The following is a 22,162-nucleotide window of genomic DNA, read 5'->3' on the forward strand; positions in this document are numbered from 1 at the left end:
GGCTCGTGCCCGCCGATGCAGGACCTGTACGGCAAGATCCGCAAAGTCGCGCCGACCGACTCCAACGTTCTGATCCAGGGCGAATCGGGCACCGGTAAAGAACTGGTGGCGCGCGCCCTGCACAACCTGTCCAAACGCGCCAAGGCGCCGATGATTTCGGTGAACTGCGCGGCCATTCCGGAAAGCCTGATCGAGTCCGAACTGTTCGGCCACGAAAAAGGCGCATTCACCGGTGCCAGTGCCGGACGCGCTGGCCTGGTAGAAGCGGCGGACGGCGGCACCTTGTTCCTCGATGAAATCGGCGAACTGCCGCTGGAAGCCCAGGCTCGCCTGCTGCGCGTATTGCAGGAGGGCGAAATTCGTCGCGTGGGCTCGGTGCAGTCGCAAAAAGTCGATGTGCGCCTGATCGCAGCGACGCACCGCGACCTCAAGAGCCTGGCGAAGATCGGCCAGTTCCGCGAAGACTTGTATTATCGCCTCCACGTTATCGCGCTGAAGCTGCCAGCCCTGCGCGAACGCGGTGCGGACGTCAACGAAATCGCCAACGCCTTCCTGGCGCGGCAAAGTGCGCGAATCAACCGCACCGACCTGAAGTTCGCCGCGGATGCCGAGCAAGCCATTCGTCACTACTCCTGGCCGGGCAACGTTCGCGAACTGGAGAACGCCGTCGAGCGCGCCGTTATCCTGTGCGAAAGCCCGGAGATTTCTGCCGAACTGCTGGGCATCGACATCGAACTGGGCGACCTGGAAGACGACGAGTTCATTGGCCTGCCCCCGCAACAGGGCAACGGCAATGCCAGTAACAACAACCACGAGCCGACCGAAGACCTCTCCCTGGAAGACTACTTCCAGCATTTCGTTCTCGAGCATCAGGACCACATGACGGAAACCGAGCTGGCTCGCAAGCTCGGGGTCAGTCGCAAATGCCTGTGGGAGCGCCGTCAACGCCTGGGCATTCCACGACGCAAGACCGGGGTGGCCAGCGAGAGCTGAACCGCTCCTGTCTGATGTGCGGGTAACACGTGACTTTGTGGAAAAAACTGTTACCTCAGTTTTTTCACGTAACAGAAGCCGGGGCTTACGGTAACGAAGCCCCGGTTTTTTTTGGCCCTCGAAATGCCTACCAGCCGACCTAACCCCTTGTTTTATTGGGCTTCGTAAAAGTTGGCACGCACCCTGCTATATGTTTGGTACAAGAACAATAACAAGCAATGCACAAGACAATAAAAATAAGACGAATCGACTCACGCACAATAAAAACAAGACGGCGAGAGGCGCAGCTAACTGATTCTTTTGGAGAGGCGTTGTATTTGGGGCTTGCCCCACGACCAGGCCGAGAACAACAAAAACTGTCCCAAGACAGAGCCTGCACTGGTTGGATCGAAAGATCACTGCAATTCAGCGACCAAAGCAATCCGTTTGCTCTTGGCTCCCGATTGGGAGGGTCATGAAGGAAAACTTCATGGCGAGGGCGCTCAACAAAAACAAGAAGCCCAAAACCAAAAATAAAAATAGAGCATGCAACTACTTCTTGGGGAGCTTCGGCTCCCCTTGTGGTTTCTGTGATCCCCCCCTACCCGCTTCCTGTCCCTGTAGGAGCGAGCTTGCTCGCGAAAAACCCACAGGCAACACTGGGCATCTGGTTTTCCGTGTAATCGTTCACGTCTTTCGCGAGCAATCGAGCGTCGACCGGCTGCTCCTACATTTGCAGTGTCCTACACCATCCCCCGACTAAATGCTAGAATCCCCGCCCATCATGCGGTCATTCTTCTGTTATGGCCGAATATTCCTTCAAACAGTGCATCCCATGCTGAAGAAGCTGTTCCAGTCATTCCGTTCTCCCAAGCGTCCTACGCAACACATTCGCAGCACGCCTGAAGTGCTCAACAGCGGTCAACATTCGCTGCAAAAGGCGCAATTCAGCCGCTACGCGGTGAATATCGTTGAACGCCTGCAGAGCGCCGGTTATCAGGCTTACCTGGTTGGCGGTTGCGTGCGCGACATGCTGCTGGGTATCACTCCGAAAGATTTCGACGTTGCCACCAGCGCCACCCCCGAGCAGGTACGGGCCGAATTCCGTAACGCGCGAATCATCGGGCGCCGATTCAAACTGGTGCACATCCACTTCGGCCGCGAAATCATCGAAGTCGCGACATTCCGCGCCAATCACCCGCAAAACGAAGACGAGGAAGACAGCAACCAGTCTTCGCGCAACGAAAGCGGGCGCATCTTGCGCGATAACGTCTATGGCACCCTGGAAGAAGACGCGCAACGTCGCGACTTCACCATCAATGCCCTGTATTACGATCCGGTCAGCGAACGCATCCTCGACTACGCCAATGGCGTACACGACATCCGCAATCACCTGATCCGCCTGATCGGCGATCCGAAGCAACGCTACCAGGAAGACCCGGTACGCATGCTGCGAGCCGTGCGTTTCGCCGCCAAGCTGAACTTCGGCATCGAAAAACACAGCGCCCTGCCGATCCGCGACCTCGCGCCGATGCTGCGCGAGATCCCGTCGGCTCGCCTGTTCGAAGAGGTACTCAAGCTGTTCCTCTCCGGTCATGCCGCCGATACGTTTGAAATGCTGGTCGACCTGCAATTGTTCGATCCACTGTTCCCGGCCAGCGCCGAAGCACTGGAATACAACCCGACGTACACCCACACCCTGATCAGCGAAGCCCTGATCAATACCGACCTGCGGATCAAGCAGAACAAACCGGTTACCCCGGCGTTCCTGTTTGCTGCCCTGCTCTGGCCTGCCCTGCCGGCGCGGGTCCTGCGCCTGCAGGAGCGTGGCATGCCGCCGATTCCGGCGATGCAGGAAGCGGCGCACGAGCTGATTGCCGAACAGTGCCAACGCATCGCGATTCCGAAACGCTTCACCATGCCGATCCGCGAGATCTGGGACATGCAGGAACGCCTGCCGCGCCGCAGCGGCAAGCGTGCCGATCTGTTGCTGGACAATCCGCGCTTCCGCGCCGGCTACGACTTCCTGCTGCTACGCGAAAGCGCTGGCGAGCAGACCGACGGCCTTGGCGACTGGTGGACGGACTACCAGGACGCCAACGACAGTGAGCGCCGCGACATGATTCGCGACCTCAGCGGCAAGGACGAAGGTACCGGTGCCCCGCGCAAGCGTCGCCGCAGCGGTGGTTCCAAACGCAAACGCGCCGCCGGTGCTTCGAGCACCTCGGGCGAATAATCCATGGAACGCATCTACATCGGCATGGGCAGCAATCTGGCTGACCCTGCCGAACAACTGCGCAGCGCCGTCGAAGCACTGGCGCACTTGCCGCAATCGGCGCTGGTCGGGGTTTCTGCGTTTTATCAAAGCGACTCGCTGCTTCCCGGACAACCGCGCTACACCAATGCGGTGGCCGCTCTTGACAGCACGTTGGCGCCACTGGAACTGCTGGATGCCTTGCAAGCCATCGAAAACGGCCAGGGTCGCGAGCGCCTCGAGCGTTGGGGGCCACGCACGCTGGACCTCGACATCCTGCTGTTCGGTGATCGCCTGATCGACGAACCGCGCCTCAAGGTCCCCCATTACCACATGCAGGAACGGGCCTTCGTGCTTTATCCGCTGGCGGAATTGGCACCTGCGGATCTGCGACTGGCTGATGGCCGGACATTGGCCCAACTGCTCATGGCATGCCCGTTCGTCGGCCTGGAGCGCCTTCCCCAAAACTGACCAAAATCCCCCACATTGGTTTTGCGTCGAGCGCGACATCCACTGCTGAATCGCATCAGTACCCCGGTAACACCCCACCCGTAACAATGCGGTAACACACGCAATTGACTTCCCTCGTTCTCCTCACGACTATAGGCGTCCCGCTGCCGCCAACACGGCGTTCAAGGGCGCAATCCAGGCCTTAAAAGCACGACAAAAGAGCGTGCGCCTGTATTTAACGAAGAATCACGCGCGTTACTCGCAGTAGTTTCCACAGCGCCTGAATGAGGAACTTTTCATGCCAGCCATCACCCTGACCACCCTGCAAGGTCTGAAGCAAAAAGGTGAAAAGATCACCATGCTGACCTGCTACGACGCGACCTTCGCCCATGCCTGCAATCAGGCCGGCGTCGAAGTGCTGCTGGTGGGCGACTCCCTCGGCATGGTTTTGCAGGGCCACGACAGCACCTTGCCTGTCACCACCGCAGAAATGGCTTACCACGTGGCTGCCGTCAAACGCGGTAACAGTGATGCCTTGATCCTCGCCGACCTGCCTTTCATGGCCTACGCCACCACCGAGCAAGCCATGGCCAACAGCGCTTTGTTGATGCAGGCCGGCGCGCACATGGTCAAGGTTGAAGGGGCTTTGTGGCTGGCCGACTCGATCCGCCTGCTGGCCGAACGCGGCATCCCTGTATGCGCGCACATGGGCCTGACGCCGCAATCGGTGAACATCCTTGGCGGCTACAAGGTCCAGGGTCGCAATGAAAACCAGGCGCGGCAGATGCGTGCCGACGCGATCGCCCTGGAACAGGCCGGTGCGGCAATGCTGCTGCTCGAGTGCGTCCCGAGCGAGCTGGCAGAAGAAATCACCCAGGCCGTGAAGATACCGGTGATCGGTATTGGCGCCGGCAATCGCACCGATGGCCAGGTGCTGGTTCTGCACGACATGCTGGGGCTGTCCATTTCCGGCCGCGTGCCAAAATTCGTGAAAAACTTCATGACTGGCCGGACCAGCATCGAAGCTGCACTGAATGCCTACGTGACTGAAGTCAAAGCGGCAACTTTCCCTGGGATCGAACACGGATTCTCTGCATGAACACCGTAAAAACCGTACGCGAACTGCGGGCCGCCGTGGCCCGTGCCCGTAGCGAAGGCAAGCGCATCGCCTTTGTGCCAACCATGGGCAACCTGCACAGCGGCCACGTTGCACTGGTGACCAAAGCCTCCCAACGGGCGGACTTCGTGGTGGCGAGCGTTTTCGTCAATCCGCTGCAATTCGGTGCTGGCGAAGACCTCGACAAGTACCCGCGCACTCTCGCCGCCGACCAGGAAAAACTGCTCCAGGCCGGATGCCACCTGCTGTTTGCCCCCACTGTCGAAGAGATGTATCCCGACGGCATGACCGGCCAGACCCGCGTCAGTGTCCCGCAATTGTCCGAAGGCCTGTGCGGCGCCAGCCGGCCGGGGCATTTCGAAGGTGTGGCGACGGTGGTCAGCAAGCTGTTCAACATGGTCCAGCCGGACCTGGCGATTTTCGGCGAGAAAGACTTCCAGCAACTGGCGGTGATTCGCGCACTGGTACATGACCTGAACATGCCGATCCAGATCATCGGTGAGCCGACCGTAAGGGCGGCCGATGGCCTGGCGCTGTCGTCGCGCAACGGTTTTCTCAACGAAGAGCAGCGCGCTGTGGCGCCGGTGGTGTACCGCACGTTGAGCGAGATCGCCGAGTCGATCAAGCACGGTGAGCGCGACTTCCCGGCGTTGATCCGCGTGAAACTGCAACAGCTCGAAGCCGCCGGCCTGCGCCCGGATTACCTGGAAATTCGCCACGCCATGACCTTGCGTCCTGCGACGCCAGAGGATCGTGACCTGGTAATCCTGGTGGCGGCGTTCCTGGGAACGACGCGGTTGATCGACAACCTGCACCTGAACCTCGACGCGCCGATCTAATCACCGAAATTCCCCTGTAGGAGCGAGCCTGCTCGCGATGAACTCCGACGCGCCGCGTACATTCAGGAAATACGCGTAATCGTTAACGTCCATCGCGAACAGGCTCGCTCCTACAGGGGCATCTGTGCCCAAACAGACTGTATTGCCGCCCACAAACCCATCGGGCAAACTGCCCGCCGTTCGATTCCGACCTGGGAAACACTCATGCACGCCATCATGCTCAAAGCCAAGCTGCATCGCGCCGAAGTCACCCACGCTGTACTCGATTACGAAGGCTCCTGCGCCATCGACGGTGAATGGCTGGACCTGTCCGGCATCCGCGAGTACGAGCAGATCCAGATCTACAACGTCGACAACGGCGAGCGCTTCACCACCTACGCCATCCGTGGCGAAGAAGGCTCGCGCATGATTTCGGTCAATGGCGCTGCGGCGCACAAGGCCAAGGTCGGCGATCGCGTGATCATCTGCGCTTATGCCCACTACAGCGAAGCCGAACTGCTCAACTTCAAGCCGCGCATGCTCTACATGGCACCGGGCAATGAACTGAGCCACACCAGCAATGCCATTCCGGTCCAAGTCGCCTGATCCGAGCACTGTCTCTTCCGTTTGTCGGACTTTTCCTAACTTCGATGTTAAAAAAGTACCGGAAACAGGTCAGACAAAGTCAAGACAGATCATTGCGCGGGGTTTACTGTATTCGCCCTGCGCCATGAAATCGTGTCGACGCAGTTGACCGGAACGCCAACCCACAGCGCTCCGGGATTTTTAGTGTTCAAAAGGCCGTTCAAGTAATAAGGAAACCCGCAGCGATGGCGTACTACCGCACTCCTCACGACGTGACCGCTCTGCCTGCCTGGCAAGCGTTGAATGACCACCGCCAAGCCATGCAGGATTTCAGCATGCGCGAAGCCTTCAATGCCGATCCGCAGCGCTTTACTCAATTCACCCTCAGCAGTTGCGGCCTGTTTCTCGATTACTCGAAAAACCTGATCAACGCCGAGACCCGCAACTTGCTGGTGGGCCTGGCCAACGCAGTCGACCTCAAGGGTGCGATCAAGTCGCTGTTCGACGGCGAAATCGTCAACGCTTCGGAAGGCCGTCCAGCCCTGCACACCGCCCTGCGCCGCCCGGTTGGCGACAAGCTCTCGGTCAATGGCATCAACGTGATGCCGGAAGTGCACAAGGTGCTGAACCAGATCACCGACCTCGTTGGCCGTATCCACGATGGTCTGTGGCGCGGTTACACCGAAAAACCAATCACCGACGTGGTCAACATCGGCATCGGCGGCTCCTTCCTCGGCCCGGAGCTGGTGTCCGAAGCCTTGCTGTCCTACGCCCAGAAAGGCGTGCGCTGCCATTACCTGGCAAACATCGACGGCAGCGAGTTCCACGAACTGACCATGAAGCTGCGCGCCGAGACCACGCTGTTCATCGTCTCGTCGAAATCCTTCAACACCCTCGAAACCCTGAAGAACGCCCAGGCCGCCCGTGCCTGGTATCTGGCCCAGGGTGGTTCGGAAGCCGAGCTGTATCGCCATTTCATCGCGGTATCGAGCAACAACGCCGCCGCGGTGGCGTTCGGCATCCGCGAAGAGAACATCTTCCCGATGTGGGACTGGGTCGGCGGGCGCTACTCGCTGTGGTCGGCCATCGGTTTGCCGATTGCCCTGGCCATCGGCATGTCCAACTTCAAGGAATTGCTGTCCGGTGCCTACACCATGGACCAGCACTTCCAGAGCGCACCGTTCGAACAGAACATGCCGGTGCTGCTGGCCTTGCTCGGTGTGTGGTACGGCAACTTCTGGGGCGCGCAAAGCCATGCGATCCTGCCGTACGATCACTACCTGCGTAACATCACCAAGCACCTGCAACAGCTGGACATGGAATCCAATGGCAAGAGCGTGCGCCAGGACGGCAAGCCCGTGTCCACCGACACCGGACCGGTGATCTGGGGTGGCGTTGGCTGCAACGGGCAGCACGCCTACCACCAGTTGCTGCACCAGGGCACCCAACTGATCCCGGCCGACTTCATCGTGCCGATCGTCAGCTTCAACCCGGTGTCCGACCACCACCAGTGGCTGTACGCCAACTGCCTGTCCCAGAGCCAGGCGCTGATGCTCGGCAAGACCCTTGCCGAGGCTGAAACCGAGCTGCGTGACAAAGGCATGGGCGAAGCCGAAGTGCAAAAGCTTGCACCGCACAAGGTGATCCCGGGCAACCGTCCGAGCAACACCCTGGTGGTCGAGCGCATCAGCCCGCGCCGCCTCGGCGCTCTGGTGGCGATGTACGAGCACAAAGTCTTCGTGCAAAGCGTGATCTGGGGCATCAACGCCTTCGACCAGTGGGGCGTGGAACTGGGCAAAGAGCTGGGCAAAGGCGTCTACAACCGCCTGGTCGGCAGCGAAGAAACCCCGGCCGAGGACGCCTCCACCCAAGGGCTGATCAATTACTTCCGCGGTCGTCACCGCGGGTGATTTGACCGGCCCCTGTAGGAGCTGGCTTGCCGGCGAAGGCTGCGTGTCATTCAACGCTTATGTTGACTGATCCACCGCTTTCGCTGGCAAGCCAGCTCCTACGAGGGTCGCACAGCTCCCCTCTTGAACCCATGGGGCACTCGGCGCATCTTTATCCTTGTCGCAAAACAAGCATAAGGAACCGTCATGTTCGATATCAGCACGTTCCCCAAAGCCGATGCCGTCCGCCGGGCTGCACAATTGAGTCAAGACGACTACCACCGCCTGTACCGCGAATCCGTCGAACACCCCAGTACGTTCTGGGCCGAACAGGCCACGCGTTTTCTCGACTGGAGCAAACCGTGGGACACCGTCCAGCGCTACAACCTGAAAACCGGTGAGGCCAGCTGGTTTGCCGGCGCGCAATTGAACGTCAGCTACAACTGCATCGACCGGCACCTGGAGAAACGCGGCGATCAGGTCGCCATCATCTGGGAAGGCGATGACCCCGCCGAATCCACGCAAATCACCTACAAAAAACTCCATCACCACGTCTGTCGACTGGCCAACGTGCTCAAAAGCCGTGGCGTGACGAAAGGCGACCGCGTGTGCATCTACATGCCGATGATCCCCGAAGCCGCCTACGCCATGCTCGCCTGTGCGCGGATCGGTGCGATTCATTCAGTGGTGTTCGGCGGATTCTCCCCTGACTCGCTGCGTGACCGGATCCTCGACGCCGACTGCCGCACCGTGATCACCGCCGATGAAGGCGTGCGCGGCGGTAAATTCGTGCCGCTCAAACACAACGTCGACAAGGCCCTGCAAAGCTGCCCCGATGTCAGCAGCGTGATCGTGGTCGAGCGCACCCAAAACCAGGTGAACTGGATTGAAGGCCGCGACCTCTGGTATCACCAGGTGCTGCGCGACGTCAGCGACGATTGCCCACCCGAACCAATGGACGCCGAAGACCCGCTGTTCATCCTCTATACCTCAGGCAGCACCGGCAAACCCAAAGGCGTGTTGCACACCACTGGCGGCTACCTGCTACAAGCGGCGATGACCTTCAAATACGTGCTGGATTACCGCGACGGCGAAGTGTTCTGGTGCACCGCCGATGTCGGTTGGGTCACCGGCCACAGCTACATCGTCTACGGCCCGCTGACCAGCGGCGCAACCACGCTGATCTTCGAAGGCGTGCCGAGCTACCCGAGCACTTCGCGTTTCTGGCAAGTGATCGACAAGCACAAGGTGAATATCTTCTACACCGCCCCTACCGCCCTGCGCGCCCTGATGCGCGAAGGTCCCGAGCCATTGAAGGAAACGTCACGCCAAAGCCTCAGATTGCTCGGTACCGTCGGCGAGCCGATCAACCCAGAAGCGTGGGAGTGGTACTTCCATGAGGTCGGCGAAGAGCGCTGCCCCATCGTCGATACCTGGTGGCAGACCGAAACCGGCGGCATCATGCTCAGTCCTTTGGTCAGCGCACAGCGGATAAAACCCGGTTGCGCCACGCAACCGATGTTCGGTGTGCAACCGGTACTGCTCGACGAGCAGGGCAAGGAAATCAAAGGCGCCGGCAGCGGCGTACTCGCCATAAAGTCCAGCTGGCCGGCGCAGATCCGCAGCGTCTATCGCGACCCGCAACGCATGGTCGACACCTATTTCAAGCCGTATCCCGGGTACTACTTCACCGGCGATGGCGCGCGGCGCGATGAAGATGGCGATTACTGGATCACCGGGCGCATCGACGATGTGATCAACGTGTCCGGCCACCGTATCGGCACCGCCGAAGTGGAAAGCGCCCTGGTGCTGCACGAGAGCATCGCCGAAGCCGCAGCAGTTGGTTACCCCCACGACATCAAGGGCCAGGGCATCTATGTTTTCGTCACGCCCATGAACGGCGTCGAAACCAACGATGAACTGAAAAAGCAATTGCTGGCCCTCGTCAGCCAGGAAATCGGCAGTTTCGCCAAACCGGATTTGATCCAGTGGGCACCGGCCTTGCCGAAAACCCGCTCAGGCAAGATCATGCGGCGCATTCTGCGCAAGATCGCCTGCAATGAGCTCGATAGCCTGGGTGACACTTCGACACTGGCCGATCCGAGCGTGGTGCAGGGGCTGATCGACAAACGCCTGAATCAATAACGTACCGACTTCTGTAGGAGCAGCCGGTCGACGCTCGATCGCTCGCGATGAACTCCGACACACCGCGTTTACTCAGGAAACACGCGTTATCGTTAACGTCCATCGCGAGCAATCGAGCGTCGACCGGCTGCTCCTACAGAAAATTACAGAGTGACCATGGAATTCATCCGCACCCGCATTGAAACCCAGATCATGAGCCTGAGCGGTTTGTCCCTGGGCAAACTCGACCTGGAAAACCCCAAGGGCGACCCCGGGCTGTTCGGGCCAGACTCGGTGAGCTGGCAAGTCCATGGTGATTTCAGCAGCATGCTGATCGGTGGCATCGCCGCCCTGATGCTGCAGGCCCTGCACCCGCTGGCATTGGCCGGGGTCTGGGACCATTCGAATTTTCGTGAAGACATGCTCGGTCGCTTGCGCCGCACCGGGCAGTTCATCTCCGGCACTACCTTCGGTTCTCGACAGGATGCCGAATGGCTGATCGAAAAAGTCCGCACCATCCATTTGCAGATTACCGGCACGGCGCCGGATGGCCGCCCCTATGCTGCCAGCGATCCCGAATTGCTGACGTGGGTGCACGTGGCAGAAGTCAGTAACTTCCTCGCCGCGCATTTGCGCTATCGCAACCCACATCTTTCACCTGCCGACCAGGATCGCTATTACGCGGAAATCGCCTTGGTCGCCGAACGCCTGGGCGCCCGCGATGTGCCCCGTTCACGGCGGGAAATTGCCGACTACCTCAAGCGCATCCGTCCACAACTGCTGTGCGACGAACGCAGTCGTGAAGTCCTGCGCCTGCTGCTGAACGCCCCCTCCCCCAGTCGCCTGGCCAAGCCTTTCGGCAGTTTGATGATGCAGGCCGGGATCGACTTGCTGCCGGACTGGGCCAGCGAGATGCTCGGCGTAAGCCAGAACCCGCTGCAACGCAAGCTGATCCGCGCCAGCGTCAACCGCAGCGCGCCGATGCTGCGCTGGGCGGTGCGTAATGGATCGGTTCAACGCGCTAAACGAAGGATGGGCCTGTAGGAGCTGGCTTGCCAGCGATGAACGATAATGCGGATTGTCAGATAAGTCGTGTTGCGGCCTTCGCTGGCAAGCCAGCTCCTACCAGGTGTGCTGCAAGCTGTTAAACTCCCGCGCCCAATTCCTCTTGCAAGGCGCCCAGCATGTCTTCCTTGAATCAGGCGCTGCGCGCCGCCCTCGATCAACGCCAGGACCTGCTCGCCGAACTGCACCAGCAAGGTACCGATTGCTATCGCCTGTTCCACGGCAGCCAGGAAGGCGCCGGCGGCCTGACCATCGACCGCTACGGCCCGCAATTGCTGGTGCAAAGTTTCCACCAGCCGCTGGAGCGCGAGACGCTGCTGCAACTGCACGAAGCGATCAATCAACACCTGGGTTTTGCCACCCTGCTGGTCTACAACGACCGCTCCCGGGGCAACTCACGCATCGATCGCGAAGACACCGTCTACCGCGCCGACGAAGCCGCCCTGCAAGACCTGGTTGGCCACGAATGGGGCCTGAACTATCGGGTGCGTGGCCGCCATGCCGGACAGGACCCGCTGCTGTTCCTCGATTTGCGCAATACCCGTGGCTGGGTCAAGGATCACAGCAAAAACAAAAGCGTACTGAACCTGTTCGCCTACACCTGTGGTGTCGGCCTCAGTGCTGCCGCCGGCGGCGCGCGCGAGGTATGCAACCTGGACTTCGCCGAAGGCAACCTGGCGGTCGGTCGGGAGAACGGCCAACTCAATCCGCAGTTGCCGACCATGGAATTTATCCAGTCCGACTACTTCCCGGCCATTCGCCAGCTTGCCGGCCTGCCGGTCAGCCAGCGCCGCGGGCAGAAACTGCCAAGCTATCAGCGCCTGGAACAGCGCCAGTACGATTTGGTGCTGCTGGACCCGCCGGCCTGGGCCAAGAGCGCATTCGGCACTGTCGACCTGCTGCGCGACTACCAGAGCCTGCTCAAACCAGCCCTGCTGACCACCGCCGACAACGGCGTGCTGATTTGCTGCAACAACCTGGCGAAAGTCAGCATGGACGACTGGCGTGAACAGGTTTTGCGTTGTGCAGAGAAGGCCGGGCGGCCGGTACGTGAGTGGACCGTGATGAAGCCAGGCGCCGACTTCCCGTCGCTGGATCAGCAACCACCGCTGAAAACCCTGATTCTGCAGCTCTGACCGTTGCAGGAGAAATCTGAAAGTTCATGAACGGGCCGACCACTTCGGAACCAGAATCGCGTGCCATACTCCAAGGCACTCCGATCCAGACAGATGAAGCCGCACATGTACAAAGGATTGATTCGCGCCCTCGGCGCCTTGTTGACTGTTCTGGCCCTCTACAGCTTGCTGGGCTTTCTGATTTTACCGGGGGTCGCGTTGCGCGTTGCCAACCAGCAACTGGCCAACTACGCCACCACCCCAGCCACGATCCAGCGGATCGAATTCAATCCGTTCAGCCTTGAACTGACCCTTTGGGGCTTGAATATCGGCGAGCCCGGCAAGGAGCAGGTCGGTTTCGAACGCCTGTACGCCAACCTGCAACTCGACAGCCTGTGGACCAAAGCGGTGCACCTGTCCGATGTCGAACTGATCAAGTCAAAAACCGAAATCCTGTTCAGCAAGGACGGCAAACTCAATCTGCTCGGGTTGTTCAAACTGCCAGCGAGCGAACCCACACCCGCCGACCCGAATGCCAAGCCCTTCCCGCTGCGCATCGAGCGGATCAAGCTGGCCGGCGGTTCCTTGCACTTTGAAGATGCCCGCCCCAGCGAGCCCATCGAGTTTCTCTACGACACACTCGATTTCGAACTGAAAAACCTCAGCACTCTGCCTGAAGACAGCGCCGACATGACCCTGGTGGCTATCGGCCCAAACGGTGGACAGATCGACTGGACGGGTAACTTCAGCCTGATCCCGATCGCCTCCGAAGGTAAGCTGAAAATCACCGATGGCAAGATGAAAGCCTTCTGGCCCTATGTGCGCGATGCCGTGCCACTGGACCTCGAAAGCGGCATCATGAGTATCAGTACCGACTACAAACTCAACCTGTCCAAGGAAACCGAGCTGCTGCTGAGCAATGTAGCGGTCAACATTGCCCCCTTCGCGATCAAGGCCCCGGATGGCCGGCCGCTGGTGAAGCTTGAACGCCTGGACGTCAGCGAAACCACCGTGGACCTGGCCAAACAGCAAGTGGTGGTCGGCAAGATCCGCAGCAACAAACTGGAAACCTGGGCCGCGCTGGAATCAGACGGCCAACTCGACTGGCAGAAGCTGTTCGCCAGCCAACCGTCAAAACCCGCCGCCAAAGCCAAGGCGGATGCCGAACCGGCCAGCACTCCGGCGGCGGCAGACTCACCGAAACCCGAACCGGCCGCGCCAGGCAAACCCTGGCAAGTGCTGCTCAAGGATGTGCAGTTGCGCGATTACCGGGTGCATCTGGCTGACCGCAAGGCACAACCCGCCGTCGCCCTGGACCTGAGCCCGCTGAACCTCGACCTGCAAAACTTCGACAGCCTCAACGGCTCGCCCTTTACCCTCAAGCTCGATACCGGCGTGGGCAAGCAAGGCAAGATCATCGCCGACGGCGAGGTCAACCTGGCCCCGGTCAGCGCCCAACTGAAGGTACAGACCAGGGACATCGACCTGCGGGTCGCCCAGTCCTACATCACTCCGTTCATTCGCCTCGAACTGCGCAGTGGCATGCTCGGCAGTGATCTTGCGGTCAACCTGAAGAGCACCGAGCCGCTGGCCTTCAACGTCACCGGCCGCGCCCAGGTCGATCAGATGCACACCCTCGACACCTTGAAAACCCGCGATTTCGTCAAGTGGCAACAGGTCGTTGTCGAAGGCCTGAACTATCAGCATGGGGACAGCCTTTCGATCGACAAGATCAACCTGTTCCAGCCCTATGCGCGTTTCATGATCAACGATGATCGCACCACCAACATCGATGACCTGCTGATTCCGCAGCCGGCGGACTCCGGGGCAAAACCGGCAGCGAACAAACCGGCCAGCAACGAAAAACCCTTGGGCATCCACATCGGCGGCATTTTCATCAATGATGGCTCGGCTAACTTCGCCGACTTCAGCCTGACCCCGAACTTCGCCACCGCCATCCAGCAACTCAACGGGCAGATCGGCACCATCGACAGCCGCCAGCCGAAACCGGCCGGTGTCGACGTCAAGGGCAAGGTCGATCGCTACGCGCCGGTGACCATCAAGGGCGCCGTCAATCCGTTCGACCCGATGGCCAGCCTCGACATCGCCACCAGCTTCAAACGCGTGGAACTGACCACGCTGACGCCCTACTCCGGCAAGTTCGCCGGCTACCGTATCCGCAAGGGCCGGCTCAATCTCGACCTGCATTACCAGATCACCAGGGGCCAGCTCAAAGCTGAAAACAAAGTGGTGGTCGAACAACTGCAACTGGGGGAAAAAGTCGACAGCCCGGATGCCGTGAGCCTGCCGCTGAAACTGGCCATTGCCTTGCTCAAGGACGTCGATGGCAAGATCTCCATCGAACTGCCGGTGACCGGCGACCTGAACAACCCCCAGTTCAGTGTCATGCCGATTATCTGGCAGACCCTGCGCAACCTGATCGTCAAAGCCGCGGCCGCACCGTTCAAGCTCATTGGCGGGCTGGTCAACGGCGGGGGCGCGGAAGATCTGGGCAGTGTGTCGTTCGCAGCGGGTTCCAGCGACCTGAGCAAGGACGCCGAAGGCGCGTTGGACAAACTGTCCAAGGCGCTCAAGGAACGCCCGGCCCTGCGCCTGGAAATCGAAGGCACCGCCGCCCAGAGCAGCGACGGCCCGTTGATCGCCGAACAACGCCTGGAGCGTGAGTACCAGTACAACTACTACAAAATGCTCCAGCGCCGCGGCGACAAGGTCCCGGCCCAGGCTTCGTTGCTGGAAGTGCCGGACGGGGAAAAAGGCCCGCTGCTCGAAGGTATCTACCGCACCCGCCTGAAAACCCAGCCCCCAGCCGAATGGAAGGATCTGGGCAAGGAAGAGCGCACCGCGAAAATGCGTGCCGAGGTGATCAAGTTCTGGAGTACCAGCGACGTGCTGTTGCGTCAACTGGGCCAGGAGCGCGCCAGCAGTATCAAGGATTACCTGGTCGACAAGGCCCAGCTGGAAGATGACCGGGTGTACTTCATCGACGCCAATCTGGGCGAGGCGGAAAGTGACGGCCGCGTGGTGACGCCGATGCATCTGGATGCCGAGTGATGACTCGACGGCTGCTGACAGGCCTGATTCTGGCGCTAGCCGCCAGTCAGGCTTGGGCGGCCGATACCCTGCGCTGTGGCAGCCAATTGGTCAGCGTCGGTGATCGTTCGAGTGAGGTTCTCCAGAAATGCGGTGAGCCGGTCAGTCGCGACTTGCTGGGTTACAAGCGCAGTGCAAACCGGCGCGAGGAGTTTCAGGTCGAGGAATGGACCTACGGACCGAATGGCGGCATGTATCAATACTTGCGATTCGAAGGTAATCGGCTGAAACAAATCACCAGCAAACGCGGCAATTAATCAGGCACGCCCCCCACAATTGATTGACACCGCGGCAAATAAAACAGGCCCCGGCAAAAATGCGCGGGGCCTGTGGTGGCCTAACTCCGTTTGGCCGTTCGCATGAACTCCCAGGTTGCAACAGACGTATGACTCGGCCCGTCTGTCGCGCCCTCTCCCGGTCCAGGCGAGAAGCCTGTCTTATTCAGCTTTGAGGCCGTCAGCGGAGACCGCCTTGACGCCTTTGATTTTCTTGGCGATGGCCACAGCCATGTCTTTTTGCGAATCGGTCACGGCAGCGGTCGACGACAGCGATACCACGCCTTTGTTGGTTTCAACCTTGATGTCGGTACCTGGAATGCCTTTTTCGGTCATCAGGTCGGCTTTGACTTTGGTGGTGATCCAGGTATCGGAAGTAGCTTCTTTAGCCTTGGTCATTTCACCCGCCGCCAGGGTCATTGGAGACTGGGTGGCTTGAGTGGTCTGGGCGAATGCCGCATTTGCCATGGTCAGAGTCAACGCGGTGGCAGTAGCGGCAGCGATAGCGAACTTCTTCATACGAGTAACTCCTGTTTTTCCGAAAAGTCTGCCGGGTGTCATGTCGGCAGGGTTACCCAGGGTATTGCGAACGCTGTGCCAGTTTTTATAAAGACAATAAACCCTTATAAATCAATAATTTATAAAGAAAGCCGATTTTCGGAATCATGCAAAATGCACGAGACGCCGAAACACTGCATGCAAGTTGCGGGTTTATGGAAAGTTCCTGAGATCCTGAATTTCTACGCTGCTCTGAAACTTTTGACGACAGGTCGGACCCCGCGATGGCGGTGATGATCCGCTGTAGGAGTGAGCTTGCTCCGGGCGGCGATCCGACGATGAATTCAAGAGCGCTGCGTTTCGTCAGTAACCACGCGGCATCGTTAACGACCATCGCGAGCAAGCTCGCTCCTACATTGCAATACTATTTTTGATACGTGGCTGGCTTGATTCAGTAATTCACGTTGCGGAACACCCTTTCGGCAAGTAGTCCCGGGATACGGTGCTTTTACACGACCAGCCTTTGGTTTCATCCCGTGTCAGGACGACGGTCTTGCCCAGGACCGTCCCCGGGGCATTCTGCAACGTACAAACGATCGATCCCTCCCCCTCCGGAGTCGAAGCCGTCACAGACAGGGCGCAGTGGATAGTCGAAGCCGCGCCGGCGGGCGCCACATTGGCAATGGTCGGGGTATCCCCCTGATTGACCACATCCTCGAACGGCACCTTCATCGCAGTCAGCTCGGCCAGCGCCGCCGTGACTTTGGCCCGGGCCTGGTATTTGGAATACATCGGCAGACCCAGTGTTGTCAGGATCCCGACGATCGCCACCACAACGAGCAACTCGATCAGGGTAAAACCTTTTTGATTCATATACAGGCTCCATGCATGAGTCGAAAGCTCATGATCTGCCCCTTGGCAGCACAGCCTGTGCCAAGGCAAAAGCCCCCTGTTGGCTGGGGCCGTGGCGGCGGCAAAGCCCTTTCTCACTACCAGGATCAGCACTATCTGACGTTTTTTGTCACCTCACCCTTGCTGGTTTGGCTCCGTTGATTGACTAGGCTATAAGAGCAACTCAACCGGATTACCCAGGACTGAACATGGCGGTCAAGGCAGCGAAAATCAGCGTGTATGCATGGGAAGGCATCGACCGCAAAGGCACAAAGGTAACCGGTGAGCTCAGCGCTCAAAACCCGGCGTTGCTCAAGGCAAAACTGCGCAAGCAAGGCATCAATCCGGGCAAGGTTCGCAAGAAAAACCATTCGGTTTTCCACATGGGCAAGCGCATCAAGGCCCAGGACATTGCCCTGTTCACCCGGCAAATGGCGACGATGATGAGGGCCGGTGTGCCCTTGTTACAGTCGTTCGACATCATCGGCGAAGGCTTCGACAATCCGGCCATGCGCCAGTTGGTGGATGAGCTGAAACAGGAAGTCGCGGCCGGCAACAGCTTCGCCACCGCCCTGCGCAAGAAGCCCCGGTATTTCGATGAACTGTATTGCAACCTGGTGGATGCCGGCGAGCAGGCCGGGGCCCTCGACACCCTTTTGGAGCGGGTCGCGACCTACAAGGAAAAAAGCGAAAGCCTCAAGGCCAGGATCAGGAAAGCCATGACCTATCCGCTGGTGGTGGTGTTCGTCGCGGTGATTGTCACCGGGATTCTGCTGGTCAATGTCGTACCGCAGTTCGAGTCGGTGTTCAAAGGCTTTGGCGCCGAGCTGCCGGCCTTCACCGTGATGGTCATTGGCCTGTCGCAATTCATGCAGGCCTGGTGGTGGACGGTCCTTGGTGCGCTGATCGCAACGGTCTTCGGTGTGCGCCACGCCCTCAGGACATCCCCGGCCTTTCGTGACCGGATGGACACCTGGCTGCTGAAGCTGCCGCTGGTGGGCACGTTGATTTACAAGTCCGCCGTGGCCCGGTTCGCCCGCACACTGTCGACTACATTCGCTGCCGGCGTGCCACTGCTGGAGGCCCTGGAATCAGTGGCCGGTGCGACCGGCAATAGCGTGTTCAAGCGCGCCGTGTTGCGCATCCGGCAGGACGTTTCGACCGGCATGCAATTGAATTTCGCCATGCGCACCTCGGGCGTGTTTCCGAACATGGCCATACAGATGACCGCCATCGGCGAAGAGTCCGGCACCCTGGACGATATGCTCGAAAAAGTCGCGGATTTCTACGAAAACGACGTCGATAACATGGTCGATAACCTCACCAGCCTGATGGAGCCGTTCATCATGGTGGTGCTGGGTGTTATCGTCGGTGGACTGGTAGTTGCCATGTACCTGCCCATCTTCCAACTCGGCTCAGCGATCTGACATGCCCTTGAATGAAATCCTGATTCACTATCCGCTGGCCTTTGTCCTTCTCGCAGGCATCACCGGCCTGCTGGTTGGCAGTTTCCTCAATGTGGTGATCTGGCGCCTGCCGAAAATGCTCGAACGCGAGTGGCGTGTGCAGGCCCATGACATTCTCGGGCTGCCCGGCGAAACGCCGGTGCCGACCTACAACCTGCTGCTGCCCCATTCCCAGTGCCCGCACTGCGGTCACCGGATCCGTGCCTGGGAAAACATTCCGCTGCTCAGTTATGTGTTGTTGCGCGGGCGCTGTTCATCCTGTGCAGCAGCGATCAGCCCGCGCTATCCGTTGATCGAGCTGGCCTGTGGCGCGCTGTCGGCGTTTGTGGCCTGGCATTTCGGCTTCGGTTGGCCAGCTGGCCTGATGCTGATCCTGAGTTGGGGGTTGCTGGCGATGAGCCTGATCGACGCCGAACATCAGATATTGCCGGACGTGCTGGTGCTGCCGTTGATATGGCTGGGGTTGATCGTCAACAGTTTCGGCCTGTTCGTGTCATTGCACGAGGCGCTTTGGGGGGCAATAGCCGGCTACAGCGTGCTGTGGGCGGTGTTCTGGCTGTTCAAGCTGGTCACGGGCAAGGACGGCATGGGCTACGGTGATTTCAAGCTGCTGGCGATGCTGGGCGCCTGGGGTGGCTGGCAGATTTTGCCACTGACCATCCTGCTGTCCTCGCTGGTGGGTGCCATTATCGGGATGATATTGCTGCGCTGGCGCAATGCAAAAACTTCGACGCCGATCCCTTTCGGTCCCTATCTGGCCATTGCCGGCTGGATTGCGTTGCTCTGGGGTGGTCAAATAACCGACCTTTATTGGCAGTTTGTCGGTTTGAAATGAATAGCCCTGTGGAAAAACCCTGGATTCTCGGCCTGACCGGCGGCATCGGCAGCGGCAAAAGCGCGGCCGCCCAGCACTTCATCGATCTGGGCGTGCATGTGGTCGACGCCGATCATGCCGCTCGCTGGGTCGTTGAACCTGGCCGCCCGGCACTGGCACTGATCGCCGGGCACTTCGGCCCCGGCGTGTTGCAGAGCGACGGACAACTGGACCGCGCAGCGCTGCGCAAATTGATCTTCGAAGTGCCTGAAGAACGCCGCTGGCTGGAGGCCCTCCTGCATCCACTGATCGGCGAGGAAATCGCTCACCACCTGGCGCTGGCAAAATCACCTTATGCGATTCTGGTTTCGCCGCTGCTGATCGAGTCCGGGCAATACGCCATGACCCAACGCGTGCTGGTGATCGATGCCCCGGAACTATTGCAGGTTGAACGCACCCTGCAACGTGACCAGACCAGCGAACAGCAAGTCCGGGCGATCCTGAAGGCCCAGGCCAGTCGCCAGGATCGCGTGAGCCATGCCGACGACGTCGTGATCAATGACCGCGACCTTGCCTGGCTGCACAGCGAGGTCGAACGCCTGCATCACTTTTATCTTACTTTGCGTGGAGGCCAGTCATGAGCCAACCAACAACCGTCGAATGCCCAACCTGTGGCGCCCCCGTGGAATGGACTGCCGAGAGCAAATTCCGGCCATTCTGCTCCGACCGCTGCAAACTGATCGACCTGGGTGCCTGGGCGTCCGAAGAACACAAGATTCCAGTGGCGCCCGATGCCGAGGACGAGTTGTTCAGCGGTGATTTCGACCCGCGTCACTGATCCCGACCGTGGCGATTTCAGGCTTTGATGTGAATCAGGACTTGGGATCGTCGTCCTTCCAGGGGGCCGAGAGGTAGCGTGTGCGGTTGAACGTCTCCAGCCATTCCGGGCAGAACACCACCAGCGCACTGACCACCATGCCGTTGATAAACGCCTCGGGGAAAATGATCAGCCACAGGTAACCGACAAAATCCTCGAGCCAATATGGCATTTCGAAACGCTCATCGAACCACAGCAACCACAGCCCCAGCAGCAGGCACAGCAACGCCGACAGTGCGGCGGCAAAGAATCCGGAAACGAAGATATACACGAAGGGATTTCGTGGCTGCGCACGTTCCACCAGAATGGCGCAGCACTCGGTGACCAGCACCGGCAGCGCAATCAACAGCGCACCATTGACCCCGACCGCCGCCAGGTCCTGTCGGCCGAGCAACACCAGCCCCGTTTGTGCAACCAACCCGCCGACCAGCGCCAGCGGCCAGTCCAGCAGCAGGGTTACCGCCGTCATGCCGATGAGGTGATAAGACACGCCGGTATCGAAATCCTGCCGCATCAGCCACAGCAGAAACAGCGCAAACACCGTTCCAAACAGCAGATGCTGACGACGGCTGTCGGTGAACAGTTCAACCCACGGCGCGCGACAGACCGCCCAGATCAACACCGGCACATAGATCAGCCAGCCGGCCGCAAGGGTTTCCGATGACAGCAACTGCGCACCAATCATGGTTCAACACACTCCCGTGTGCGCCATGGCACGATGCCCGCTGACCCTGGTGTGCACATCTACGCGCGACTCCTTGGCGAAAGACAACAGACACTCAGTCTACACCGCCGCTCGCAGGCCCTTCGACTTCAAGCCCAATGCCGCGGATCCTTCATCACCGCGTCATGCTCGGCGAACAGCTTCGGTAGTTCAGACTTGAGAAAGTCCACCCAGGTGCGGACCTTGGCATCGAGAAAGCGTCGCGAAGGATACAGCGCATACACATTGCGCTCGAGCAGACGCCATGCAGGTAACACGCGCAGCAAAGTACCATCGCTCAAGGGCCGCGTCGCGGTGTAGAAAGGCAGCAGGCTGATGCCCATGCCCGCCTCCGAAGCCTTGACCATCGACTCGGCAACATTGCACTGAAAGGTCTTGGCCGGGCTGACGGCGTGCTCGCCGTGCTCGTCCTGGAAAAGCCATTGATCGCCGTACAGCGGGTCGAGCATGCGCAGGCATTGATGATCGCTCAGCGCCAGCGGCTGCTGCGGCACGCCCCGGCGGTGCAGGTAGTCCGGGGAGGCACAGGGTACGCTGTAGATTTGCCCGACGGCCTGCGCAACCATTTGCGAGTCGGCCAGTTCCGGAGCTATCGAAATCACCACATCGTGCCCCTCCTCCAGCGGATCGGGATTGCGTTGCGACAAGGTCAGCTCGAACACCACATCCGGATACAGCTCGCTGTAGCGGGCGATCAACGGCGTGAGCAGCACACCCAGGCCGTTCATGCTGTGCACCCGCAGGCGTCCGGCCGGCTTGATATGAGCGCCACGGGCCTCGGCCGTCGCCTCATCCATGGCTTCGACAATTTGCCGACTGCGCAGCAGGAAGCGTTCGCCGGCGTCGGTCAGGCTCAAGCGCCGCGTGGTGCGTTGCAGCAGGCGCGCCTGTACATGTTCCTCCAGATCCGCCACCAATCGGGATACCTGCGCGGTCGACAGATCCAGCGCATCGGCAGCCCCGGTGAAACTGGCGCAGTCCACCACCCGGATGAACACGCGCAAGTTGTTAAGCACATCCATAAGCCCTCCTCGGGCGATGACTGTTACGTTTTATGTAAGGCTGCATCCGCCGTTCGCCCCTTTATCCGTTGGTGGCCAGGACTAAAATTCAGACA

Annotated in this window: 21 protein-coding genes; 16 read left to right on the forward strand and 5 right to left on the reverse strand. The window is 59.8% G+C overall.

The genetic code is table 11. From position 1 onward, the window contains the following. From PMI31_RS25755 to PMI31_RS25810, 12 genes are all read left to right on the forward strand, one after another. Window positions 1-993 (forward strand): sigma-54 interaction domain-containing protein (locus PMI31_RS25755; protein ID WP_008004499.1); only part of this gene is annotated, 993 nt, incomplete at its 5' end. Window positions 994-1,807: 814 nt separating this feature from the next. Continuing rightward, complete coding sequence (locus PMI31_RS25760; protein ID WP_008022407.1) at window positions 1,808-3,208, forward strand: polynucleotide adenylyltransferase PcnB; 1,401 nt, start codon at window positions 1,808-1,810, stop codon at window positions 3,206-3,208. Window positions 3,209-3,211: 3 nt separating this feature from the next. Continuing rightward, on the forward strand, window positions 3,212-3,697 hold the full coding sequence (gene folK / locus PMI31_RS25765) for a 2-amino-4-hydroxy-6-hydroxymethyldihydropteridine diphosphokinase (protein WP_008022409.1): 486 nt from the start codon (window positions 3,212-3,214) through the stop codon (window positions 3,695-3,697). Between the two features lie 277 nt (window positions 3,698-3,974). After that, window positions 3,975-4,775 carry a 3-methyl-2-oxobutanoate hydroxymethyltransferase gene (panB, locus tag PMI31_RS25770; RefSeq protein ID WP_008022412.1) on the forward strand — a complete coding sequence of 267 codons (801 nt, stop codon included), beginning with the start codon at window positions 3,975-3,977 and terminating at the stop codon, window positions 4,773-4,775. After that, the gene (gene panC, locus PMI31_RS25775) at window positions 4,772-5,632 is read left to right on the forward strand and encodes a pantoate--beta-alanine ligase (RefSeq protein WP_008022414.1); all 861 of its coding nucleotides are present in this window, start codon (window positions 4,772-4,774) and stop codon (window positions 5,630-5,632) included. The genes panB and panC overlap by 4 nt, the downstream gene beginning before the upstream one ends. Before the next feature lie 204 nt (window positions 5,633-5,836). Next, window positions 5,837-6,217 (forward strand): aspartate 1-decarboxylase, encoded by a 381-nt coding sequence (gene panD, locus PMI31_RS25780; RefSeq protein ID WP_003228271.1) that lies wholly within the window; start codon window positions 5,837-5,839, stop codon window positions 6,215-6,217. Between the two features lie 224 nt (window positions 6,218-6,441). Then, window positions 6,442-8,106 carry a glucose-6-phosphate isomerase gene (gene pgi / locus PMI31_RS25785; protein WP_008022416.1) on the forward strand — a complete coding sequence of 555 codons (1,665 nt, stop codon included), beginning with the start codon at window positions 6,442-6,444 and terminating at the stop codon, window positions 8,104-8,106. 186 nt (window positions 8,107-8,292) lie between these two features. Further along, window positions 8,293-10,230: an acetate--CoA ligase gene (acs, locus tag PMI31_RS25790; protein ID WP_008022418.1), complete on the forward strand. Its 1,938-nt coding sequence runs from the start codon at window positions 8,293-8,295 to the stop codon at window positions 10,228-10,230. A 156-nt stretch (window positions 10,231-10,386) separates the two neighbouring features. Further along, window positions 10,387-11,253 carry an oxygenase MpaB family protein gene (locus tag PMI31_RS25795; RefSeq protein ID WP_008022419.1) on the forward strand — a complete coding sequence of 289 codons (867 nt, stop codon included), beginning with the start codon at window positions 10,387-10,389 and terminating at the stop codon, window positions 11,251-11,253. Between the two features lie 140 nt (window positions 11,254-11,393). Next, the gene (locus PMI31_RS25800) at window positions 11,394-12,410 is read left to right on the forward strand and encodes a class I SAM-dependent rRNA methyltransferase (RefSeq protein WP_008022421.1); all 1,017 of its coding nucleotides are present in this window, start codon (window positions 11,394-11,396) and stop codon (window positions 12,408-12,410) included. A gap of 93 nt (window positions 12,411-12,503) precedes the next feature. After that, a complete protein-coding gene (locus tag PMI31_RS25805) occupies window positions 12,504-15,461 on the forward strand; it encodes a DUF748 domain-containing protein (protein ID WP_008022423.1) in 2,958 nt (985 codons plus the stop codon). Continuing rightward, window positions 15,461-15,757, forward strand: coding sequence for a DUF2845 domain-containing protein (locus tag PMI31_RS25810; protein WP_008022424.1), 297 nt, complete (start codon window positions 15,461-15,463; stop codon window positions 15,755-15,757). Before PMI31_RS25805 ends, PMI31_RS25810 begins: the two co-directional genes overlap by 1 nt. 180 nt (window positions 15,758-15,937) lie before the next feature. On the opposite strand, the gene PMI31_RS25815 is transcribed toward PMI31_RS25810, so the two are convergent. From PMI31_RS25815 to PMI31_RS25820, 3 genes are all read right to left on the reverse strand, one after another. Beyond that, window positions 15,938-16,294, reverse strand: coding sequence for a BON domain-containing protein (locus tag PMI31_RS25815; RefSeq protein ID WP_008022426.1), 357 nt, complete (start codon window positions 16,292-16,294; stop codon window positions 15,938-15,940). A gap of 85 nt (window positions 16,295-16,379) precedes the next feature. Further along, window positions 16,380-16,667 (reverse strand): hypothetical protein, encoded by a 288-nt coding sequence (locus PMI31_RS31125; RefSeq protein ID WP_238539322.1) that lies wholly within the window; start codon window positions 16,665-16,667, stop codon window positions 16,380-16,382. 65 nt (window positions 16,668-16,732) lie between these two features. Further along, window positions 16,733-17,146, reverse strand: coding sequence for a pilin (locus PMI31_RS25820; protein WP_008022430.1), 414 nt, complete (start codon window positions 17,144-17,146; stop codon window positions 16,733-16,735). A gap of 227 nt (window positions 17,147-17,373) precedes the next feature. Here PMI31_RS25820 and PMI31_RS25825 point away from each other — a divergent pair, with 227 nt between their 5' ends. Genes PMI31_RS25825 through yacG form a run of 4 tightly spaced genes read left to right on the forward strand, consistent with a single transcriptional unit; the run spans window position 17,374 to window position 20,282 of the window. Continuing rightward, window positions 17,374-18,591: a type II secretion system F family protein gene (locus PMI31_RS25825; RefSeq protein WP_008022432.1), complete on the forward strand. Its 1,218-nt coding sequence runs from the start codon at window positions 17,374-17,376 to the stop codon at window positions 18,589-18,591. 1 nt (window position 18,592) lies between these two features. Further along, window positions 18,593-19,465, forward strand: a complete 873-nt coding sequence (locus tag PMI31_RS25830) for a prepilin peptidase (protein WP_008022434.1) — start codon at window positions 18,593-18,595, stop codon at window positions 19,463-19,465. Beyond that, entirely contained in the window at window positions 19,462-20,085 is a 624-nt protein-coding gene (gene coaE, locus PMI31_RS25835; protein WP_008022437.1) for a dephospho-CoA kinase, read from the forward strand. The genes PMI31_RS25830 and coaE overlap by 4 nt, the downstream gene beginning before the upstream one ends. Continuing rightward, complete coding sequence (yacG, locus tag PMI31_RS25840) at window positions 20,082-20,282, forward strand: DNA gyrase inhibitor YacG (RefSeq protein WP_008022439.1); 201 nt, start codon at window positions 20,082-20,084, stop codon at window positions 20,280-20,282. Before coaE ends, yacG begins: the two co-directional genes overlap by 4 nt. Window positions 20,283-20,316: 34 nt before the next feature. Here the strand turns inward: yacG and PMI31_RS25845 are convergent, their stop codons facing one another. Beyond that, on the reverse strand, window positions 20,317-21,006 hold the full coding sequence (locus tag PMI31_RS25845) for an energy-coupling factor ABC transporter permease (RefSeq protein WP_008022441.1): 690 nt from the start codon (window positions 21,004-21,006) through the stop codon (window positions 20,317-20,319). A 128-nt stretch (window positions 21,007-21,134) separates the two neighbouring features. Next, complete coding sequence (locus PMI31_RS25850; protein ID WP_008022443.1) at window positions 21,135-22,067, reverse strand: LysR family transcriptional regulator; 933 nt, start codon at window positions 22,065-22,067, stop codon at window positions 21,135-21,137. Between the last annotated feature and the right edge of the window lie 95 nt (window positions 22,068-22,162).

This window comes from Pseudomonas sp. GM55, assembly GCF_000282395.1.
In the GTDB taxonomy this organism is placed as follows: Bacteria; Pseudomonadota; Gammaproteobacteria; order Pseudomonadales; family Pseudomonadaceae; genus Aquipseudomonas; species Aquipseudomonas fluorescens_CC.

Bases quoted from the DNA above. Each gene is read 5' to 3' on its own strand.
- PMI31_RS25850 (WP_008022443.1), bottom strand. From the start codon at position 22,067: ATGGATGTGCTTAACAACTTGCGCGTGTTCATCCGGGTGGTGGACTGC.
- PMI31_RS25800 (WP_008022421.1), top strand. From the start codon at position 11,394: ATGTCTTCCTTGAATCAGGCGCTGCGCGCCGCCCTCGATCAACGCCAG.
- PMI31_RS31125 (WP_238539322.1), bottom strand. From the start codon at position 16,667: ATGGTCGTTAACGATGCCGCGTGGTTACTGACGAAACGCAGCGCTCTT.
- PMI31_RS25815 (WP_008022426.1), bottom strand. From the start codon at position 16,294: ATGAAGAAGTTCGCTATCGCTGCCGCTACTGCCACCGCGTTGACTCTG.
- acs (WP_008022418.1), top strand. From the start codon at position 8,293: ATGTTCGATATCAGCACGTTCCCCAAAGCCGATGCCGTCCGCCGGGCT.
- PMI31_RS25830 (WP_008022434.1), top strand. From the start codon at position 18,593: ATGCCCTTGAATGAAATCCTGATTCACTATCCGCTGGCCTTTGTCCTT.
- PMI31_RS25805 (WP_008022423.1), top strand. From the start codon at position 12,504: ATGAAGCCGCACATGTACAAAGGATTGATTCGCGCCCTCGGCGCCTTG.
- PMI31_RS25795 (WP_008022419.1), top strand. From the start codon at position 10,387: ATGGAATTCATCCGCACCCGCATTGAAACCCAGATCATGAGCCTGAGC.
- PMI31_RS25825 (WP_008022432.1), top strand. From the start codon at position 17,374: ATGGCGGTCAAGGCAGCGAAAATCAGCGTGTATGCATGGGAAGGCATC.
- PMI31_RS25760 (WP_008022407.1), top strand. From the start codon at position 1,808: ATGCTGAAGAAGCTGTTCCAGTCATTCCGTTCTCCCAAGCGTCCTACG.
- folK (WP_008022409.1), top strand. From the start codon at position 3,212: ATGGAACGCATCTACATCGGCATGGGCAGCAATCTGGCTGACCCTGCC.
- PMI31_RS25820 (WP_008022430.1), bottom strand. From the start codon at position 17,146: ATGAATCAAAAAGGTTTTACCCTGATCGAGTTGCTCGTTGTGGTGGCG.
- yacG (WP_008022439.1), top strand. From the start codon at position 20,082: ATGAGCCAACCAACAACCGTCGAATGCCCAACCTGTGGCGCCCCCGTG.
- pgi (WP_008022416.1), top strand. From the start codon at position 6,442: ATGGCGTACTACCGCACTCCTCACGACGTGACCGCTCTGCCTGCCTGG.
- PMI31_RS25810 (WP_008022424.1), top strand. From the start codon at position 15,461: ATGACTCGACGGCTGCTGACAGGCCTGATTCTGGCGCTAGCCGCCAGT.
- panC (WP_008022414.1), top strand. From the start codon at position 4,772: ATGAACACCGTAAAAACCGTACGCGAACTGCGGGCCGCCGTGGCCCGT.
- panB (WP_008022412.1), top strand. From the start codon at position 3,975: ATGCCAGCCATCACCCTGACCACCCTGCAAGGTCTGAAGCAAAAAGGT.
- PMI31_RS25845 (WP_008022441.1), bottom strand. From the start codon at position 21,006: ATGATTGGTGCGCAGTTGCTGTCATCGGAAACCCTTGCGGCCGGCTGG.
- coaE (WP_008022437.1), top strand. From the start codon at position 19,462: ATGAATAGCCCTGTGGAAAAACCCTGGATTCTCGGCCTGACCGGCGGC.
- panD (WP_003228271.1), top strand. From the start codon at position 5,837: ATGCACGCCATCATGCTCAAAGCCAAGCTGCATCGCGCCGAAGTCACC.